This window comes from Salegentibacter lacus (assembly GCF_020164555.1).
Classification (GTDB): Bacteria; Bacteroidota; Bacteroidia; order Flavobacteriales; family Flavobacteriaceae; genus Salegentibacter; species Salegentibacter lacus.
The window spans coordinates 35,988-56,113 of record NZ_JAIQZB010000013.1; the positions used below are offsets into that span (position 1 = coordinate 35,988).

16 protein-coding genes are annotated in these 20,126 nt (G+C 34.1%); 1 reads left to right on the plus strand and 15 read right to left on the minus strand.

Features of this window, described 5'->3' with window-relative positions:
* Window positions 1-145: 145 nt before the first annotated feature.
* A complete protein-coding gene (locus tag LB465_RS11785; protein ID WP_224470065.1) occupies window positions 146-2,317 on the minus strand; it encodes a PAS domain-containing sensor histidine kinase in 2,172 nt (723 codons plus the stop codon).
* Window positions 2,318-2,347: 30 nt separating this feature from the next.
* Complete coding sequence (locus LB465_RS11790) at window positions 2,348-3,706, minus strand: capsule assembly Wzi family protein (protein WP_224470066.1); 1,359 nt, start codon at window positions 3,704-3,706, stop codon at window positions 2,348-2,350.
* Between the two features lie 75 nt (window positions 3,707-3,781).
* Between LB465_RS11790 and LB465_RS11795 the strand changes: the two genes are divergently transcribed.
* A complete protein-coding gene (locus tag LB465_RS11795) occupies window positions 3,782-4,513 on the plus strand; it encodes a tyrosine-protein phosphatase (protein ID WP_224470067.1) in 732 nt (243 codons plus the stop codon).
* A 225-nt stretch (window positions 4,514-4,738) separates the two neighbouring features.
* Here the strand turns inward: LB465_RS11795 and LB465_RS11800 are convergent, their stop codons facing one another.
* Genes LB465_RS11800 through LB465_RS11860 form a run of 13 tightly spaced genes read right to left on the minus strand, consistent with a single transcriptional unit; the run spans window position 4,739 to window position 20,071 of the window.
* Window positions 4,739-7,144, minus strand: a complete 2,406-nt coding sequence (locus tag LB465_RS11800) for a GumC family protein (RefSeq protein WP_224470068.1) — start codon at window positions 7,142-7,144, stop codon at window positions 4,739-4,741.
* Window positions 7,145-7,927, minus strand: coding sequence for a polysaccharide biosynthesis/export family protein (locus tag LB465_RS11805; protein WP_224470069.1), 783 nt, complete (start codon window positions 7,925-7,927; stop codon window positions 7,145-7,147).
* A 10-nt stretch (window positions 7,928-7,937) separates the two neighbouring features.
* Entirely contained in the window at window positions 7,938-9,914 is a 1,977-nt protein-coding gene (locus LB465_RS11810) for a polysaccharide biosynthesis protein (protein WP_224470070.1), read from the minus strand.
* Window positions 9,915-9,922: 8 nt separating this feature from the next.
* A complete protein-coding gene (locus LB465_RS11815; protein WP_224470071.1) occupies window positions 9,923-11,083 on the minus strand; it encodes a DegT/DnrJ/EryC1/StrS family aminotransferase in 1,161 nt (386 codons plus the stop codon).
* On the minus strand, window positions 11,076-11,678 hold the full coding sequence (locus tag LB465_RS11820; RefSeq protein WP_224470072.1) for an acetyltransferase: 603 nt from the start codon (window positions 11,676-11,678) through the stop codon (window positions 11,076-11,078). Before LB465_RS11820 ends, LB465_RS11815 begins: the two co-directional genes overlap by 8 nt.
* 1 nt (window position 11,679) lies before the next feature.
* Window positions 11,680-12,285, minus strand: a complete 606-nt coding sequence (locus LB465_RS11825) for a sugar transferase (RefSeq protein ID WP_224470073.1) — start codon at window positions 12,283-12,285, stop codon at window positions 11,680-11,682.
* Between the two features lie 45 nt (window positions 12,286-12,330).
* Window positions 12,331-13,497: a glycosyltransferase family 4 protein gene (locus LB465_RS11830; protein ID WP_224470074.1), complete on the minus strand. Its 1,167-nt coding sequence runs from the start codon at window positions 13,495-13,497 to the stop codon at window positions 12,331-12,333.
* A 56-nt stretch (window positions 13,498-13,553) separates the two neighbouring features.
* Window positions 13,554-14,720, minus strand: coding sequence for a glycosyltransferase family 4 protein (locus LB465_RS11835; protein ID WP_224470075.1), 1,167 nt, complete (start codon window positions 14,718-14,720; stop codon window positions 13,554-13,556).
* Between the two features lie 2 nt (window positions 14,721-14,722).
* The gene (locus LB465_RS11840; RefSeq protein ID WP_224470076.1) at window positions 14,723-15,445 is read right to left on the minus strand and encodes a glycosyltransferase family 29 protein; all 723 of its coding nucleotides are present in this window, start codon (window positions 15,443-15,445) and stop codon (window positions 14,723-14,725) included.
* Window positions 15,442-16,065: an HAD family hydrolase gene (locus tag LB465_RS11845; protein WP_224470077.1), complete on the minus strand. Its 624-nt coding sequence runs from the start codon at window positions 16,063-16,065 to the stop codon at window positions 15,442-15,444. The genes LB465_RS11840 and LB465_RS11845 overlap by 4 nt, the downstream gene beginning before the upstream one ends.
* Window positions 16,046-16,732, minus strand: coding sequence for an acylneuraminate cytidylyltransferase family protein (locus LB465_RS11850; protein WP_224470078.1), 687 nt, complete (start codon window positions 16,730-16,732; stop codon window positions 16,046-16,048). Before LB465_RS11850 ends, LB465_RS11845 begins: the two co-directional genes overlap by 20 nt.
* Window positions 16,732-18,270: an aldolase catalytic domain-containing protein gene (locus LB465_RS11855; RefSeq protein ID WP_224470079.1), complete on the minus strand. Its 1,539-nt coding sequence runs from the start codon at window positions 18,268-18,270 to the stop codon at window positions 16,732-16,734. The genes LB465_RS11850 and LB465_RS11855 overlap by 1 nt, the downstream gene beginning before the upstream one ends.
* Window position 18,271: 1 nt before the next feature.
* Complete coding sequence (locus LB465_RS11860) at window positions 18,272-20,071, minus strand: ABC transporter ATP-binding protein (RefSeq protein WP_224470080.1); 1,800 nt, start codon at window positions 20,069-20,071, stop codon at window positions 18,272-18,274.
* Window positions 20,072-20,126 lie beyond the last annotated feature (55 nt).

The window sequence follows — 20,126 nt, forward strand, 5'->3', positions numbered from 1 at the left end:
TTAAAATAATTTAAAACTATATGTAAGAATTTTATTAACCGAATAATTGGATGAAGATAAAACAAAAACTATAAAATTGAACAGACCAAAAACATTGGTCTTAAAATATCAAAGCATTTTAAATCTTACTTCTTTAGTAAATATACTAAAATTGTTTGGGGATTGTAAAATAAAAGCTACTACCCTTTCCGAACACTGAATCTACCCAAATTTCCCCACCAAAATGCTCTACAATTTTTTTACAAATCGCTAATCCTATTCCCGTGCCTTCATATTCTTCACGCGGGTGCAAACGTTGAAAAATTACAAATATCTTTTCTTTAAATTCTTCTTCGATTCCTATTCCATTATCACTTATTTTAAATTCCCAGTAATTTTCTTTTTCTATGGCTGAAATACCTATTTTGGGCACACGCTCTTTTGAATGATATTTTAAGGCATTTCCTATTAAATTAGAAAATAACTGTCTTAGAGGAGCCTCTTCGGCCTTTAAATTGGGCAGGGGACCTATTTCAATTTTAGCATTTTTCGCTTCTATGCATCTTTTCTGCAGCAATATAACTTCTGAAATTAAATCTTTAATATTGACTTCAGTAACTTTATACGCTGCTCTACCCACCCTGGAATATTCAAGTAAGTCTAATATTATCTGGCGCATTCTGGTAGCACCATCGTGAGCAAAATAAATATATTGCTGTGCTTTTTCATCAAGTTGATTATTGTATTTTTTCTTAAGCTGCGTAAGAAAACTAGTGACCATCCTAAGTGGCTCCTGAAGATCGTGCGAAGCGATATAAGCAAATTGTTCCAGTTCTTTGTTAGATAATGCCAATTCATCTGCATGTTCTTTAAGCACCGCGTTTAATTCCTCTAAAGCCTTTTCTTTCTCTTTAATTTCAGTAATATTCCTTGAAATCCCAACCAGGCCTTTTTTATTATCTCCAAATTTAAAAGGGACTTTGGTCAAAAGGCTATAATTTTTTTCACCTCTAAAATCCTGAACTATATCCTCTCGATTGATTACAGGAATACCATTATTCATAACCTGTGTGTTATCTTCGAGTACTTTGATAGCTTCTTCTTTCTCAAAAAATTCTAAGGCCGTTAGCCCTAAACTTTCCTGTTCATTTTCAACCCCGTAATAATTCTTATAAAAACTATGGTTGGTTAAAATAGTTTCGTGCTTTTCATTTACCACAAAAATATGATCTGGAATATAATCTATAATTGCCCTGAACATATTATGTTCTTCCCGAAGTTTCTGCTCTATTTCCATCTGTTTAGTGATGTCTTTGGCAATTCCGTAAACCCCGGTTATTTTCTTATTTACATATATGGGAAAATTAGTTACTTCTATAAGCTTCTTTGTCCCTTTTAAGCTTTCAAAATTGGTTTGATAATTTTGTATTTCCCCTGCGGCTGCTTTATTGAAATAATCCATAACTCGAGCCCTATCTTTTGCTGGAATTAATGGGAGAAAAGTCATATCAAGTAATTCCTCCCTGGTGGCTTCACCAAGTTTTGTGGCACCATCATTAAGACTCAGGAAATTCCCTTTCAAATCGAAAGAATAAACAGCATCGGGATTATAATCAAAAAGAGATTGAAAAGCCTGCTTACTATTTTCGACCATTACCTCCTGATGTTTTCTTTCTGAAATATCTACAATTGCAGTACTGGTTCTCTTTTTACCTTCATTATTGGTATAGATAACCGAATGTACTTCACAAGGGAAAGTCTCGCCATTCTTTTTTATTCCTGTTAATTCCCTCCTTAATTCCCCGGTTTCATTTCGTTGCCAAACCGCCTCTTTCAAATCGGTGTTTTTTTGCATTATATCTTCACGACTTAAATTCGTGAGCTCTTCAAAAGTATAACCGAACATTCTACAGGCTGCCTTATTTACATCTAATATTGGTCCAGCGGGATCAGTTAAAAAAATGGCCAAAGAAGAATTTTCGAGAATATTTCTAAGTTGGATAATAGTCTCCGGCGATGTAGTCTTCGTTTGAGATGTTAATTTTAAACATATAGAAAAACCGTCAATAGCTCCCTGAGTATCTAAACAAGGACTGCATGTTAACTCTAAGTTTTTTGTTTCTGAAAAAAGAAAATCACATTGAAAAACAGCATCACCAGATGTAAAATAATTTTGGAGTTTATTAGAAATTTCCGAAGAAAAAATCTTCGTAATACTCAGTTGAGCTTTTAATCTTTTGCTGAAATTATCGCTCACAAAACTTTCTGCAGAGGAATTCCATGATATAATTTCAAAATCTCGGTTGATTTTTAAAACAGGCGTAGCTATTTGCTTCATTGGGGTGAAGTTTAAAATTGCTGAAATTTATTATAAAAAGGATTTAGAAATAGAAATCCCGGCACCAAAATTAGGTCCGTCAATTTCACTAAAATCAGTCCCCAACTGAAGATTGAGATTAACAATGTTTTGCAAGAGATTCAAGTCAAGATAGGTAGAAAGCACGTGTTTTCCATTTGTATTGCTACTACCTTTTCCACCATAGTTTTTTCTAAAACTCCCCAGAAATCTATAGGGAACTTTCTTAAAAGCCATCCCGCTTAAACCGATATGATGCGCAAGAATTTTGTTGTTGTTTATTCGAAATCGATCAGGCCCCAATGTAATGAATGGTAGACCAAGCACCCGATTTTCGTAAGTCCAACCGGAACGGTATAGATTATTATTGAAGTAATTATCTTCCCCATCGGTAGTTGGGGTATTTTTACTCTGGTTTTTGGTATAATAAAACTCATACATCACCGCCTGAAACCAGGAATCTACCGGAGCCGCAGGATCTTCTATAAAAATCCCATACCGACCATCGGGTGTATTTCTAAGAAGGCTTCCCGAGCCGTCTTCGAATAAATGATTGTAGATAACTTCAACATTATAACCGGCCAAAATGGTTTTGATATTGATCTCGTAACTACCTAAATGGTTTCCTAATCCGTTAATTTCCTGTTCTGAAACTCCGTCGCCGGCATCATCTCCTACTCCTCTTCCGGTTACCGCTCTGCTGTAAGCTTCAAAATCTGAAGGTAAATCACCAAATTCGGGATGAGTACCACCCCACTGAACAAAATGCCTTAATCCTGCAGAAATTTGGAAACGAGGTGAAAATTTATAAACTAAATGAAAACTTTTATGATGAAGCCTAGTGTTCTCTACATATCGCTCATCATCCATAAAATATTCTTCCAACGAAGCTTCAAAACCGAGTCCGCGATTATTCTTAAAAAATATTGGTCGATTGGTAAAAAGTCTGATTCCCGGAAGTGGTCTCGCATTCAAAGACCATAAAATACTTTGATTAGTCACACTTAAACCACGATATAATTCCTTGCGCTGTTTGCGTCCAGCAACAATTCCCAGCCAGGAGTTATTAAAAGCTAGATAGGCTTCATCTAACTGCAGTTTGTCCGCATAACCATCCTGATAAAGTGCTCCCACTCCTACCTCTACACTAGCATTTTCTGAAAATCTATAGATTCCTGAAGCATTTATAAAGCCAGAAAAATTGGTTAGTTCATCTATTCTTCCTCTTTGATTGGTATGTAACCAAAAAGGCGAATTTTCATCATTATATATTAAGCCGGTGGTATTTAAATTGCCCCGAAAATCTATTTGTTGGGCATTAACCGATAAGAAAAACAAAATAAATAAAATAGTAAGTAATCGTTGTTTCATAAGTAGGCTGTAAGAGATTTAAATATGCTTAATTTGATTTAAAAATATGTAATTTTATGCTTCTAAAACTTAGAAATGCTATCCATTTTTCAGAAAAAAATATTTTTAGCCGATTTACTGGACGGTTTTACCGATTTCCACAATCACTTATTACCTGGAATAGACGATGGGGCTAAAAGTGTTGAGGAGTCTATAGCGATGATAAAGAAGTTTAATGAATTTGGAGTAACTAATTTTGTAGCAAGCCCTCACGTAATGGGGGAGTTTTACCCTAATATTCCGGAAACCATTCTCCCTGCTCTGGAACAAGTGGAAAAGAATTTACCTGACGGAAACTCAATAAAAGCTGCGGGAGAATATATGATGGATCAGTTTTTAATAGATCAACTGGAAAATGAGAATGTTTTAAACGTGGTAGATAATTATGTTTTAGTTGAAATGTCTTATTTCCAGGCACCTATTAACTTAGCTGAAATTTTATTTAAAATCCAGAATAGAAACCTAAAACCTATTTTAGCCCATCCCGAGCGTTATGCTTTTTATCATGGAAGTAATCTTAGTAAATATGAAGATCTAAAAGCACGCGGATGTCATTTTCAGCTAAATATGTTGTCACTTACTCCTCACTACGGAATTAGTATGCAGAAAACTGCCTTCCAACTCCTGGAAAACGGGATGATCGATTTTATTAGTAGCGACGCCCACCGTATGGAACATCTTGAAAAAATTGGGAATATAAAGCTTAAGAAAAAACAGCTTAACGTTATTGAGCCGGTAATAGAAAAATCCAAAGCTTTGTTTGTTTGATTCTTCATTTTAACTTCTAACGGGTCTCGATACTGCGTTATTTTCGCTTAAGACTCAAATAACGCAACTCGACCTGACGATTGAGAAAATTGTGTGATTTTCCTTGAGGCTGTCTAAAAGTTTTTTAAATCATCATTTTGAACTTGTTTCAGAATCTAAGATATGGATAATCAAAACAAGTTAGAAGCTGAAACAAGTTCAGCTTGACGGCAAAATGATAAGAGATTATGATTTCTTTCCCGTCATTCTATTCTTTATTCGTTGCCAGCGGGATTCTCTATCCACTCCATAGCCATAACCATATCCATAGGAATAACCGTATTTAGCTCCATAAGAAAACTTCGAGTAATCCACATCGTTTAAAATAATGGCTGGGCTTTTAATCTTCCCCTGTTGCTTAAGTTCTTTAGGGAAATCTAGCATTTTCTTATCGGTCAAATCAGCACGAACAACATAGAGAGTTGTATCAGCCAAAGGACTTATAAGTAAGGTATCAGTTACAATCATCGTAGGCGCTGTATCTACAAGAACATAATCATATATTTTGGAAGCGTATTTAATAAGCTGCTCCATACGATCATTCATTAGTAATTCAGCGGGATTAGGAGGAATCGGCCCTGAAAGGGCCATATCAATTTTTATACTTCCACTTTGATCTTTTGAAATTATTTGATTTTCCGTTACTTCAAAATCATATAGGTAGTCGGACAGTCCCTTCTCTCCCATAGCAACATCGGCATACCTATGTAATTTCGGATTTCTAATATCTGCTCCAATTAAAAGTACTTTTTTCCCCGTGCTGCCTAATGTTCTAGCCATATTGTAAGAAATAAAAGTTTTTCCCTCACCTTTAATTGTGGAAGTAATAAAAATTACTTCGCCCCGATCTTTATTTTTATTTTGAATCAAATAAGCAAGGTTAGTTCTCAGGATTCTAAAAGACTCCGCTAATGGGGAGCGATCATTTAGTTCTATCTGCTCACTTTGTTCTCCCGTAATCCTAGGAACTTCCCCTATAAACGGTACATGTTTAGTTAAGCTCTGCAATTCTCCTTTATGATGCACTTTAGTGTCCAACATATTTTTTAGAAAAATTATAAGAATTGGAATAATTAACCCAATAATAAATCCACCAACTAAAATTAACCAGGGTTTTGGATCTACCGGTGCATTGTTGGTAAAAGCCGCATCAATTACACGGGCTACAGAAGCAGTTGCAGCAAAGGAAATTGCTGCTTCTTCCCTTCTTTGTAGCAGGAATAAATAAAGTTGCTCCTTTATTTGTTGTTGCCGCTCAATGCTCCTCATCCCCTTCTCTAAACCGGGAAAGTTGCTAAATTGCCCCTGGGCAACATTTTCCCGTTGATTAAGTTCCCTTAACCGTACATTTAAGGAACGCCTTGTACTTTCAATATTTTCATAAAGATTTTCCCGTAAACTATCAAGTTGTTCAGTTATAGTTTCTACGAGAGGATTTTTTTCAGTTCCTGCTTTCAAATACATATTACGCTCCATCACAAGCGTATTATATGAATTTATTAAACCAGAAACTCCACCCTCGCTTATTCCTACCTCTGGTAATAATTCATAATTACCCTGATTTCTTAGAACCTCTTCAATAGATTCAAGAAGAGAAAGCTCTGTTTCAAGAGTAAAAATTTCCTGTTCGGCTGCAGAAAATTTTGATTGAAATTCTGATGCACCACTAGAAATATCCATTAAACGATTCTCTCGTTTAAATTCGGCTATACCTACTTCTACTGAATCCAATTCTGTGGTAATCATTTCAAGCCTATCCTGGATAAATTGAGTAGTATTCTCAGCTACCTCCTGCTTATCCTTTACCCCTTCTTCATTAAAACGTTCCATCAATTTATTAAGGAAGTCCTCAGATTCTTCTGGAGTTGGTTGAACTAAACTTAAAGCGAGTATATCTTTGGCCTGTCCTTTTTGAGCAATTTGCAGTTTTGAAATATAATCAGCAGCCACCTGTCTCAAGGGCTGAATTTTTATATTTACAGAACTGGTTTTTCTAAAAGTTCCTTCTTCTTCACCTGATTTTGGTAAAATAGTGAATTGAATATTATCCAATTTGATTAGTTCACCAATATTGTGACTTTCTGAATAACCACTTGCTTCCTCTTCGAGTTTAAAGGCAATATCTGAAGTCGGAGTAACTTTTAAATTTTTTGAGGTAAAATGAATAATACTATCGGGAGTAATGAATTCAATTAGAACAGGACTTGATTTGTACGCCTCTACCGTAATTACATTACCCTCAATAAAGTAACTGATATTATGGTCCAGTTCATCTACAACACTTTCTACTAATTGTTTGGACTTTAATTTTTCGATATGGTTTTGAATACCATCATCTTCCAGAGAAAAAATAGCTCCGCCCCCGGAAGGGGTGGCGTTCATTGCATTTTTCTCCTGATCATCCACGATCATCATCGTAGCTTCAGTATTATATTTAGGTATAGTATACCTATTATATAGATAAGCTATTAAACCTCCAATAAGAAAACCCAGAAAAATCCATTTCCAATACGTAAGATATTTGAAAAGTTCTGCCTTCAAATCAAAAGTCGATTCTTCCCTCTCTTCAGTGAAATCGTTTAATTCATCCATTTAAAGACTATTAATTAAAAAGTAAAGACTAATAATTGTGGTGCCGACTGAAATTATCCCCTGGTAACTGCTAAAAAACCCCGCTGATTTAACCGTTCTGTAAGTAGGTTCAACATAGACTAAATCATTTTGTTTTAGATAATAAAACGGGCTATCAAATAGATCTGATTCGGTCATATCAATATACCCTACTGTTTTAACGCCGTCAACTTCCCTGATTATCTTAATATTTTCACGTTTCCCATTATAAGTTATATCTCCACTAATTGCAATCAATTCAGGCATCGTAATTCTTCCATCTGTAATTTGCTTTCTACCCGGAGAACCTATTTCTCCTAAAACAGTAACACTAAAATTTACAATTCTAACATCAACTACAGGGTCCCGAACATATTCCGTAATTTGTTCTTGCAGCTTATGTTGTATTTCAGTTCTGCTAAGGCCTTCTACTTCTACCGTTCCAAGAACAGGGAAGTTTATAGTTCCTTGTGGACTCACCAAATAACCGGTTAAAGAAAGATTTTGGCCTCCACCCCCGCCAGATTGACCTCCTTGTTGATTCATTTGAAAGGGAGCAACAATTTCTTCATTTACTGAAGAAGAGGAAACATTAATTCTTAGTACATCATTAGCTTCAATTCTTGGTTCATAATCCAAAAGGTTTTCCTTTCCTTCAAGGCTTTCAGAATTATTAAAATAAACCACATCATCTTTGGTGGCACAACTTGATATTATTAGACTCGAAATAAGAAACAATCCAAGTTTCCTAATTGATTTAAACATGCAGTTATTTTTATTTACTTATTACTTCTTCTTTATTATCCAAACTTTCGAATAATGAATTATTACTCTTAAACTCCGGAATAAGAATTTTTAATTTTTTAACCATCTTATCGGCTTTGAAAGAGTTCGCTGATTTGATAATACTTTCTATTCTGTCACTAATATGCTCATAATCTCTAACCACCTCCTGGCCTATCATTATTTTCTTATGATGTGTTGGTAGGGTTTTACATTCATCATTTAGCAATTCTTCATAAAGTTTTTCCCCAGGTCTTAGTCCCGTAATTTTTACTTTAATATTTTTATTTGGATCGTAACCGGCAAGTTTAATCATTTTTATTGCTAAATCCATAATTTTCACCGGTTCGCCCATATCAAAAATAAAAATCTCTCCTCCCTTGCCCATTGCACCAGCTTCTAAAACCAGCTGACAGGCCTCCGGGATAGTCATAAAATACCTAATAATATCGGGATGTGTTATAGTGACCGGACCGCCTTTTTCAATCTGCTTTTTAAACAATGGCACTACGGAACCATTCGAGCCTAAAACATTCCCAAAACGGGTGGTAATAAATTTTGTGGTTTCCGGATTTTCTTTAATACTTGAATGATAAAGTGACTGCACGTACATTTCAGCAGCTCTTTTGGAAGCTCCCATTACATTACTCGGATTCACCGCTTTATCGGTTGAGACCATTACAAAATGTGAAGCTTTATACTTCAATGAAAGATCTGCCAGATTTTTAGTTCCCTGAATATTTACAAAAACGGCTTCATGTGGATTCTCCTCCATTAAAGGAACGTGCTTGTAAGCTGCTGCGTGATAAACTACGTCAATCGACTGATTTTGGAACATCAGCTCCAAACGCTTAAGGTTACCAACATCGCAAATAATAAACTTACAACTAAGCTCTGGAAACTTAGCATTCACCTCAAGGCTTAAACTGTGTAAAGGAGTTTCAGCCTGGTCTAGAATTATTAATTTCTTCGGATTATATTTCGCGACCTGTCTTACTATTTCGCTACCAATAGAGCCAGCTCCCCCGGTTACCAAAATAGTTTTTCCGGTTAATTGTTCGATCTTGTTTTCGGGATTAAGCCTGATGGGTTCGCGTTCTAAAAGGTCTTCGATTTGAAGTGATTTTACTTTTTTGGCAATAGGCTGAGTGTCTTCACCCCAGGTTGAAATAATAGGCGCGTTAAAAACCTTTATATTATTTTCTAAGCAGTCTTCCACAAATGCGAATTTCTCTTCAGCTGTAAAATTATTTTCTGAAAGAATAATGGCTTCCGCATTAACCGATTCAACTGCCTTATGAATTTGAGCTGAATAATTAATTACCGGCTTATCCAGCAATCTGATACTTTTATTATGCCTTTCATTAGTTAGGAAACCAACTATTTTAAACCTCCTTGGAATTTCGATATCCAAAGCACCTGCAATAGAAATAGCATTTTCATCGGCTCCAAGAATAACTGCGTTCAAAATATCTTCATCCCTACTAACTAATTTGAAATATTCGTAAATCTGTTTCACACCTAATCTAAAGAGAAAAAGTAGAGAAAAAGAAATACAAAGATTAATCAGTAATCCACCTACCAAAAACAACTTTTCAGCTATAACAAAATAACTGATATAATTTATAATTAATAAGGTGAGAAAGGAACTAATAGTGGCAAGTAGTAGCTTTAGGGCATCAATATTAGAAGAATACCTGATAATCCCTGCATAAGTTTTAAAGACATAGAAGTAAAAAATATGCACTGCTATTACAATAAATGCCTTGTCGTAAAAACTAAGAACGGTATAGTAATTAGGAGTAAGATCTACTATAATTAAAACAGTGAACAAGGTAGAAATGGCCACTAAAGAAAGGTCTATTAAATACACAGCCCATCTGGGAAGATATTTAATATTTCTCAAATCCAAAGCATTATCGGTGCCCGAAAGTATATTCCTTAATGCATTATTAACTTTGTTCCCCATAATTTTATTTACTTCTGTTTATTGAAACAGGATAAAATTCCGGTTTTAATTCGGGTTTGCTCTTCCTTGGTCAAATTAGACCCCGAAGGTAAACAGAGACCGTTTTCAAATAATTGTTCTGCAACCCCTGTTCCATAAAAAGGAGCATTTTCAAAAACCGGTTGCATATGCATTGGTTTCCATAGAGGTCTGCTTTCTATATTTAGTTTTTCAAGGTGTAAACGTAAATTTTCCCTATTTATTCCGCCGGTCTTTTCTTCATCAAGAGTAACTACACTTAACCAGTGATTGGCGAAATAATCTTTATTAGGAGCATTAAAAACCTCAACTCCTTCTATATCAGAAAACAAATCTACATAAAAATCGTGCATTTGTCTTCTTGCATCTACTCGTTTATCCAGCGCTTCCATTTGTCCACGTCCAATTCCAGCTGAAATATTACTTAGCCGATAATTATAGCCTATTTCACTATGCTGATAATGCGGTGCTGCGTCTCTAGCTTGAGTTGCTAAAAAAACCGCTTTTTCTTTATCCGCCTGAGATTTAGTCACTAAAGCTCCCCCCCCGGAAGTTGTAATAATCTTGTTTCCGTTAAAAGAAAGTATAGCATAGTCTGCAAAAGTTCCACACTTCTCACCTTTATAAGTGCTTCCTAGAGCTTCGGCAGCATCCTCTATCACAGGAATTTCAAATTCCCGGGCTATTTCATTTATTTTATCTACTTGATATGGCATGCCATATAAATGTACGGCAATTATTGCTTTTGGTTTTTTTCCTTTCGAAATTCTATCTTCAATAGCTATTCTTAGCTGATTAGGACAAAGGTTTAAAGTTTCTTCTTCACTATCAATAAACACCGGCGTAGCCCCTAAATAAGCAATAGGATTAGCGGAAGCGGCAAAAGTCATACTTTGGCAAAGCACTTCATCTCCTGCTTTTACTCCTAACATTATTAAAGCCAGATGCAAAGCAGCAGTTCCTGAACTTAAAGCAGCCACGGCTCCTTCTTTCGAGGAATCATTAAATAAATAGTTTTTTATATCTTCTTCAAATCCGTTAACATTGGGACCTAACGGCGCCACCCAGTTTTCCTCAAAAGCCTCATTGACGAATTTTTGCTCATTTCCGCCCATGTGGGGAGATGATAACCAAATTTTATCTTTATTCATTTAAGTATTTTATAATTTTTCCAGGGTTGCCAACAACTACGGCAAAATCTGGTACGTCTTCAATAATTACAGCGCCTGCGCCCACTGAGGCCCATTTACCTATTTTTATTCCGGGGATAATTGAAGCACCAGTTCCAACCTGTGTACCTTCCCCAACACTTACATTTCCGGTTAACACAGCATTGGGCGCTATGTGCACAAAATCTTCAAGCCGAACGTCGTGTTCAACAACCGCTCCAGAATTTATAATGCAATGTTTACCTAATACGGAACCCGAATTAATTATAGCTCCCGGCATCACAACGCTACCCTCTCCAAGCTCTATATCTTTAGAGATTATTGCTGAAGAATGACTTACCGCTTCAGATATTAAACCGATAAATCTCCGGGCTACTTGTTTTCTTATTGTATTGTTACCAATAGCCAAAACAGAAGGGGTTTGAAGTTGATGCTCATTAGGTTCGTGAGTTACTTTAAATCCGAGAAATTCTTCAATTTCTTCATTATCATCAAAAATGGAATCAACTTGAATATTCTTACTACTTAGAATATCAAAGACAACCTTTCCGTGACCACTTGCTCCGTAAATATTCATTTCAATTTTTCCCATTAAATGCTTCCGTAGTCGCCATATTGGCGGTATTTATTCCTTCAGAAATAACAACCTTTTTAATTGTTTTAAAGATGATACTTACATCTAAACCAAAAGATAGGTTTTCTACATACCACACATCATACTCAAATTTTTTAGTCCAGCTAATCGCGTTTCTTCCATTAACCTGGGCCCAACCGGTAATTCCCGGTTTCACCTCGTGTCGCTTTTTCTGCCTTTCAGAATATAAGGGCAAATATTGGGGAAGTAAAGGCCTTGGTCCAATTAAACTCATATCTCCCTTTAATACATTGATTAATTGTGGTATCTCATCTATAGACGTTTTCCTTACAAATTTACCGACCGCGGTTAATCTTTTTTCATCCGGGTGCAAATTTCCATTATCGTCCTTATCATCAGTCATTGTTTTGAACTTGATGATATTGAAAATTCGCCCATCTTTACCCGGTCTTTTCTGAAAGAAAAAGGGTTTTCCGCGATTCGCCAAAGCTAGTAAAACTATGATTGGAATTAATAACGGACTAAGCACTAATAATGCCGTAAAAGCAATAAAAAAATCCAATAAATTTTTAAAAAAGTGCCTGTACATAGATGAGTTCGGGAAATTATTATTGCAAAAATTGGCATTGCAAAACTAAGATTTTATATATTCCCGTTCTAAGCTTTTGTACTCCTTTAACAAAATTTGCCAAAATTCCTTTCGTTCGTAGTATTTACAGATCTCTTCACGAGCATTAGTTGATAGCCTTTTGGTATAATTTTCATTCTCAACAAACAACTCCATGGCGGTAAAAAGAGCTGAAGTATTCTTTGCCGGAATTACAACCCCATTAACGCCTTCAACAATAATCTCGTTACAACCATTAATATCGCTAACGATTGCAGGTAAGTTCATTGCCCCGGCCTGCATTACCACATTCGGAAAACCTTCCCGATAGCTGGGAAATGCCAGCGCGTTTGAGATAGCTAAATAAGGCCGAACATCTTCCTGATAGTCGGTAGTAAAGATCTTTTCGTGATCCTTTATGGCTTTGAAAGTCTCTTCTTTTAAAGGATCCAGTTCTTTCTCAAATGGCCCCACCAAAAGCAGGGAAGTATTTTGATTTTGTTTCTGTAACTTTTTAAAAGCCTCAATCAATTCATTTATACCTTTTTCACTAACTAATCTCCCAATAAAAATGAAGATAAAATCTTCCTGGGGAATGCCTAGCGATTGTCTTTTATTTCTCTTTTGGGTTTCATCAAATTGGGAAGGGCTAAAATAACCTGTGTCTATTCCATTGGAGCTTCCTTTACCTAGAACTTTTAGTTTAGATTGATTTGCAAATCCTTCCTCAAGAATAATATCTTGTAGCCCCCTTGAATTGGGATAAACTTTAGTTGCTAATTTATAAGTAAACTTTTCAACCGCATTTAAAACTTTTCGTTTGTTTCCAGTAGTTTCCAACAGAGGCAATCCCGCCACTGTGTGTAATCGTAATGGCACCCCGGCCATCTTCGCTGCCAACATTCCAACAATACCTGCTTTTGGTGTATGCGTATGAACAATCTCAGGTTTTTCTCTTTTAAAGAAGTTATAAAGTTTCCAAACTGCTTTTAAATCCTGTACTGGGGTAATTGCCCTGGTCATTTCTACCCAAAAAGTTTGCACCCCATTTTTTTTGCCATATTTCTCTAAACGCTCTTTCTCAGCAGCTACGGCGGTAACCTCGTAATACTGGTTCATATAAGTAAGCTGCCCTTCCAGTAGTTTTTCCAGGGATAGTGGGATGGTGGTTATGCGGATGAGTTTTTTGGGCACAGGATTGATTTGCTTTTGTGAAGTAATATTTACTATTTATTATAAACTAAGATGGCTTAACTTCTTCTTTGAATTCGCTGTATGCTTGTTAATATTCTCTCTGCATACTTATGCCAGGTAAAATTATTTTCCACTTTTTTAATTAAATCCTGTTTATTGCTTAATTGAGACTTTAGTACTGGATTATTCATTATAGCTTCCATTTTAGACATCAAAGAGTCTTCATTAGCCATAGTAATTAATAAATCTTCCCCCACTTTAAAGGAATTTCTGACAGATGGAATATCGGGTGCTATAACAGGTAAACCTGCAGAGAGATATTCAAAAATTTTTAAAGGATTCATATAAGGATTTGCATAATGATGAATAGCTACATCAAAACAATTTATATGCTCATTAATGTCCTTATGATTTAACCAACCAGACAAACTAGTTTTACTACCTAATGACAGAAGATCAATACTTTTCTTAATTTTTTTAAATGCTGGCCCATCTCCAATTATAACTAGAAATAAATTTTCATATTTTTTCTGTAAATCATAAAAAGAATTCAATAAAATTCCCATTTTTTTATGATGGTCCAAAGTGCCTATATACCCAAAAATAAAAGCATTCTCGGGATAACCTAAATTTGCACGTAAATCTTTTTTATTCGAAATAGGATAAAACTTAGAAACATTCGTTCCATTATGAATAACAATATTATTATCATCTTTAAAACATGGTCCCATTATATTTTTTCTTGAATATTCAGAAATAAAAATATTAAGATCAGTCTTTAGATAAGCTTTGTATTGGAGTTTAAGAAAATACTTTTTGAAAGCTATATTTTTATAACTTTCATCAAAAGGGGAACCGTTAATTTGCGCACAGATAATTAGATCGGGAAATTTTTTTCGTAAATAACCTATTTGAAGAAAGTTGGAATCAACCCTTATTAAAACCACATCGGGTTTAAATTTCTTAATTTTTGTGCTTAAAGCCTTTAAATAAAATTTGTTTCTTCTAAAAAAGGAGAAAGCTTGCAGAAACCCAAAATTTCTTAAATTATCCCTAAAATTAATTTTCATATTCCGGTCAACTGCTATTCTCTCATGTACTTTTGGAAATACCTCAATAGCCTCAATAACAGGAAACTCTTTTAAATGTTTATGCAATTCTATAGATTGAATACTACCGCCGTGTTTTGCAAAGTATGATGTTGTATAAAAAAGTATCCGCATAATTATTCTATCAGTTTTTGCAATCTGGAATCCAGGATTATTTTTCGACTTTTAGATTTCTGTAGCAAAGCTTTAAAAACTTTAAATTCCATCTCAGGATTATGAATCCCTTGTTTTCTAATATGCTCATCATTAATCTTTTTATCTCCAAGTTCATCCCTATATCCTTGTACATAAGGAGTTTTAAAGAAGGTGAAACCAGTCAAATATACCTCTTTACATTCGGTATTTAATACACTGTAAACAGTGGAAAATCCAACGGTTGGTTGAAACCCGAACAAAGATTTAGTAATTTTATTATATAATAAAGGAGAGAATATATACGTCTTTACACACTTTAAATGCCTTTTATAAAAATTAAGATGGGCTATTAACCCTTTAATATCAGAATTTGGATGTATTATTTTTTGAATCCCCAAATCCTCAAATCTTTTTAAATCTATAGGTCCCCCTCCACTATAATTATTTTCAAAAAAACTATGAAACAGAAAAGTAAATTTAGTCCCCAAATAATCTGATTGTTTCTCATCCCAAACCTGGGCTGCTTTATTGATTCTAATTACAATATCATACGAATCTATAACACCCCCACTTTTTTTATCAAAAACCGAATCAGCAGCTCCCACTATGGCTACACGTTTATTTTTAAAATTCTTTTTAATGCTAAAGATCCTTAAGGATAATAACATTAAAATAACGGCATAAAAAGATTTAATTAGCTTCAAGGAAATGAAATTATATAATTTTTGCCCTTATCCATAAGGGACTTATTATTATACCCAAAGAAATCAATTTTATTTGATTCAGCAGCCTCCAAATCATTTTTAGAGTCTCCAATTAGACAAAGCTCTTTCGGGGTATAATTAAATTTTTCAATCAAATTTCTTACCAGTTCTATTTTTGGGGTTGGGGATCCTTCTATGCTTTTAAAATATTGAGATATACTTAATTGATTGCATAAATAACTTAACTCATTTTCATCTGATCCAGAAACGATATGCATAGTATAATTATGCCTATTCTTCTTTATATAATTGATAGTTTCTGAAATCAAGTTTTTTCTTAAACACAGCTTTTCTCTCATTATTTCTGAATAACTATCAGTAAGTCTACTCAATTTTTCTTCGCTTAATGCTTCGTTTCTTATTTCTTTAAAGAAATATCGAAATTTCACATATCGTGATAATCCTGCATTTTCCTCATGGAAGTCTAAAAGCTCCTCAACTTCATTATTTGGATATTTCTCCAGAACTTTTTTAAATCCGTATTCTCTTATAGGCATAGAATCTAAAATAACCCCGTCGAAATCCCATAATAATACCGACTTATCTATAAAATCTCTCATAAATTGCTTCTGCTATCTTAAAATCTTCTTCATAATCTATGTCCAAAGAAACCATCTTATTTTGAGTGTATAAAATTGGTCTTGATCCGGTTCTATTGCCATTTTTAAAATTTTTATGAGAAGTTAAGAATATTGCGTTATTTATTTCAAACCACTCCGATAAATCCTGAGTTCTTGGCCAAGGCAATTTCGTGTTATTATTCACAATTTTTCCCGAATTCTTATCAAGAAGGAATTCTTTATAATCTCTTCCTGATATCAAAGAATCATAATTTTTTCCTAAACCATCTTCATATTTTTTAATTGCCTCTAAATACTCCTTTGCATTGCAAAAGGGAGAAGTAACATGAGTCCATAAAATAGCATCTCCGGAACACACCTCTCCAGCGTGCTTAATAAGTTCGCCCAAAGGCGTATTTGATTTACCCAATGTATTAGGCCTATCAATTATTTTCAAGTTCTTTATTTTATTCTGAAAGTTTTTAGTAATCTCAAAACAGGCTTTATCATTGGTGGAAATTATTAGTTCAAAATTTTCTGGCAGGTTCATTAACTGACTTAATTTTAAAAACAACAGTCCTCCGCTAATTCCAGCAAAAGCACGAGTATTCTTTTTAATAACACGTTTACTTCCTTTTCTTACGGGTATAAAAATGGAATATTTCATTAAAAAAAGGAATAAATTGAAGAGTTTTCAATATTGTATTCAGAAGGAGTAATCGCTTTAATTTTAAAATCCTCTGCAAGATAATGCTTAAAAACAATCTCATTTTCTTCAAACAATTCTTTTTGAGCTTTATTAAATAAATTACCATAACCATCATAGCCAATTAGGTAAATTCTCTCAGCTTTAAAAGCTTTTGCCACTTTTAAACAATATTCGGTTACTGAGCCAGGAAAATGATAATTTTCTTCTGCAGATAATTTAAAAAATTTAAGATCCGTAAAATCTTCAAAGATTTCAAAAGAAGGTGGCCCGACCAATGAACGATTCTTAATCTCCTCTGGTGATAAATAATCTTTAAGTCGCTGTAACTCCTTACCCGGAATTAAATGAATCTGTGGATTTTTTATGCCCCTGAATATTATAGAGTTTTTTGAACTGGCGAAAATTATAGGAATCTCGGGTTCGCTTTTTAAAAAACTATGAATAGCGGCCTTATGAATTTCTGCCGACTCCCCACCACCAATTATTAAAACATTAGAATAAGAGGTGGTAGGCTTAAACACCTCTATTGACAACTTTTTATTAACATGATCAATCTCTGCCGTGACTTCTCGTACAATATCATTTAATGAAAAATATCTTTTGTTAACCTGTTCCATTACCTTATTCTGAGGGAGAGAAAAACTACCTGAAACCATATAGGCAAGGTTGGTACCCCAGTTGTATTTTGGTTTTAGTTTCAAAAAGTGTTCTACTATTTTTATTAAAATATCAAAATCTATTTCCAATGTTCCTCGTTGGTACAAGACACTTAGTAACAATTCCGTTTTAAGATTTCCAGCTCCTCTTCCCATTCCATCTATGGTAGCATCGATAATCTGAACTCCACAATTGATAGCTTCTAAGGAATTAGCAAGGGCCATTTCGAGGTTATTATGCCCGTGAAAACCAAGAGGTATAGTGAGTCCTGATTTCAGGTAGTTAAAAATGGTTTTTATATCCTGAGGGAAAAGCCCACCATAAGAATCGACCACATAAAAATAATCACATGTTTTATTCAATAATTCAAGTTGCTGCTTTTTTGGAAATTCAGTCTCCCATTTGCTGGCATACATCAAATTAAAAGCAACCTCAAAACCAAGATTTTTCACCCTATCTGCCAATTCTATACCTCTTAAAAAGTTTTGGGGAGCAACAGCAAGGCGAATCAATTTAACTTTCTCTATACAGGGTGTTAAAAGGTCTTCAACTTCATGCGTACGAACATCTTTTTCATTTAATATTATCGCAAGATCCTTTTTAGTCTGTTTCTTAATTCTCTCAATTAAAAAATCTGGTAAATAAAAATGACCGCCGGCATAGTTTTCTTTTGGAGGGGATTTATAACCTATTTCAATAATGTCTATAGGTAATTTATTCATCGCTGAAAGATAATTATCTACTAAACTTTCATCAAAATCCCAATTAGTATAATAACCTCCATCACGCAGAGTACAGTCTAGAATTATCAGCTTATTAGTTATTGATTGTTTCTCCATTTTATAATTCCTGTAATTCAACCATTTTTCTAAATGATTTCGAAGACATCAGTAATTCGCCGTAGCTTCCGGTTGCCTTGATTTCGCCATCTTCTAACAAAATAATCATATCGGCATTTTTTACAGTAGTTAATCGGTGCGCTATAATAATAAAGGTATAATTTCCTTTTAAATCATCAATATTTTTTTGAATTTCAAATTCTGTTTGTGTGTCAAGAGAGGAGGTGGCTTCATCCATCAATAAGATTTCAGCATTTTTATAAAGTTCCCGGGCAATAGATATTCTTTGTTTTTGCCCTCCGCTAATGTTTACCCCGTTTACTCCTAGAAGCGTATCTTCATTTTCGGGTAAACCTAAAATAAAATCATATATATTCGCCTGCTTAACGGCCTCATAAAATTTTATAAGGTTCGATTCATTTTTTTCTTCCCAGAAACTTACATTATTAAATACACTATCATTAAAAATTGTAGCATCCTGGACTATGTATCCTAATAGATTTCTGTAAGATCTATGATCTATTTCCTTAAAATTAATATCATCTACATAAAAATCTCCTCTTGCAGGCGTTAATAATCCGGTTAAAATATTTATCAATGTGGTTTTACCAGAGCCACTGGGTCCAACTATAGCAACGCTGCTGTTCTTTCTAATACTTATCGATATATCTTTTAAAGTCTGGTCCTGATTAATTTTATAACTAAAACTAACATTTTTTAAGGTTAAACCATGTTTCAGTTTTTTAATTACTTTCTTGCCCCCATAATTTTCCTGATCTTTTTGCAATACTTTATCAAAGCTTTTTAAATTTTCCAGACTACCTGAATTACCCAAAAATAAATTCCATTGTTGTTGAGAAGCCATAAAAAACGAGAAAGCCCTGTAAATGAAAAGTAAGCTTAATAATACACTTGTAATTTCCTGATTAAAAAATTCAACATAAAGCAAAATAGCACCAAAAATAACGATTATTATTAATGGTTCTCTAATACCAAAAAGGGCTGCATCTACTATTCCCAATCGCTGTTGTACCTTTTCCATTTTAAGAATACTTAACCTCAATTTATTTACATACGATTCGATTAGCCCTGTGGCTTTTAGATACTTAAAAAGATTTATATTTTCCAACAATAATTTATGATAGTAATTGGTCTCTACGACAAGTTTTCTGGAAAAATATTTAGTTCTTCTATATAGAAATTTAGAAAAAAGACTTATAATTAAACCTCCCATTAGCACCAATAGCGTAAATTTCCAATCTACCCCAAGTGATAATGAGAAATAGGCCAGTACTAAAACAAAAAAATTAACAGTCTTAAAATAAAATTTATACGCCACACTTATTTTTGCCACATCACCCCCAAGGGTATTTTGTACCCTTCCGGCATCAAGACTTACAAATGATGGATATTTATAATTACTAAAAAGAGAGATACTATTAAACCTTATGTTACGCATCATTTTTTGTTGCCATACTACTCTAAGGTAAGCATCCAGGAACTTTACCATTCCTTTTAAACTAAACAACAAGAAAATAAACATAAAAACATCTAAGAGTTCTGTTTCCAATCCTAACCAATCAAAAAATATTTTATCTAAGAAATGACTTCCCGGTATTTCGGGTTGTTCCTTTTCACTTAATACTATTTGCAAAAGTGGAATAAAAAGGGCAAGCCCCAACCCATCTAATATACCTGTAAAAAAACTTAGAAAAAAACTTAGAAATACTCTCCATTTAAGATAAGAATAAAAAAACAGCAGATAGCTGAATTGTTTTCTAACAAATTGCTTAAGCAGCATACTAAAGGGGTATTATTCAAACAAAGGTATAATTTTATACTATCTTTACTGGCTG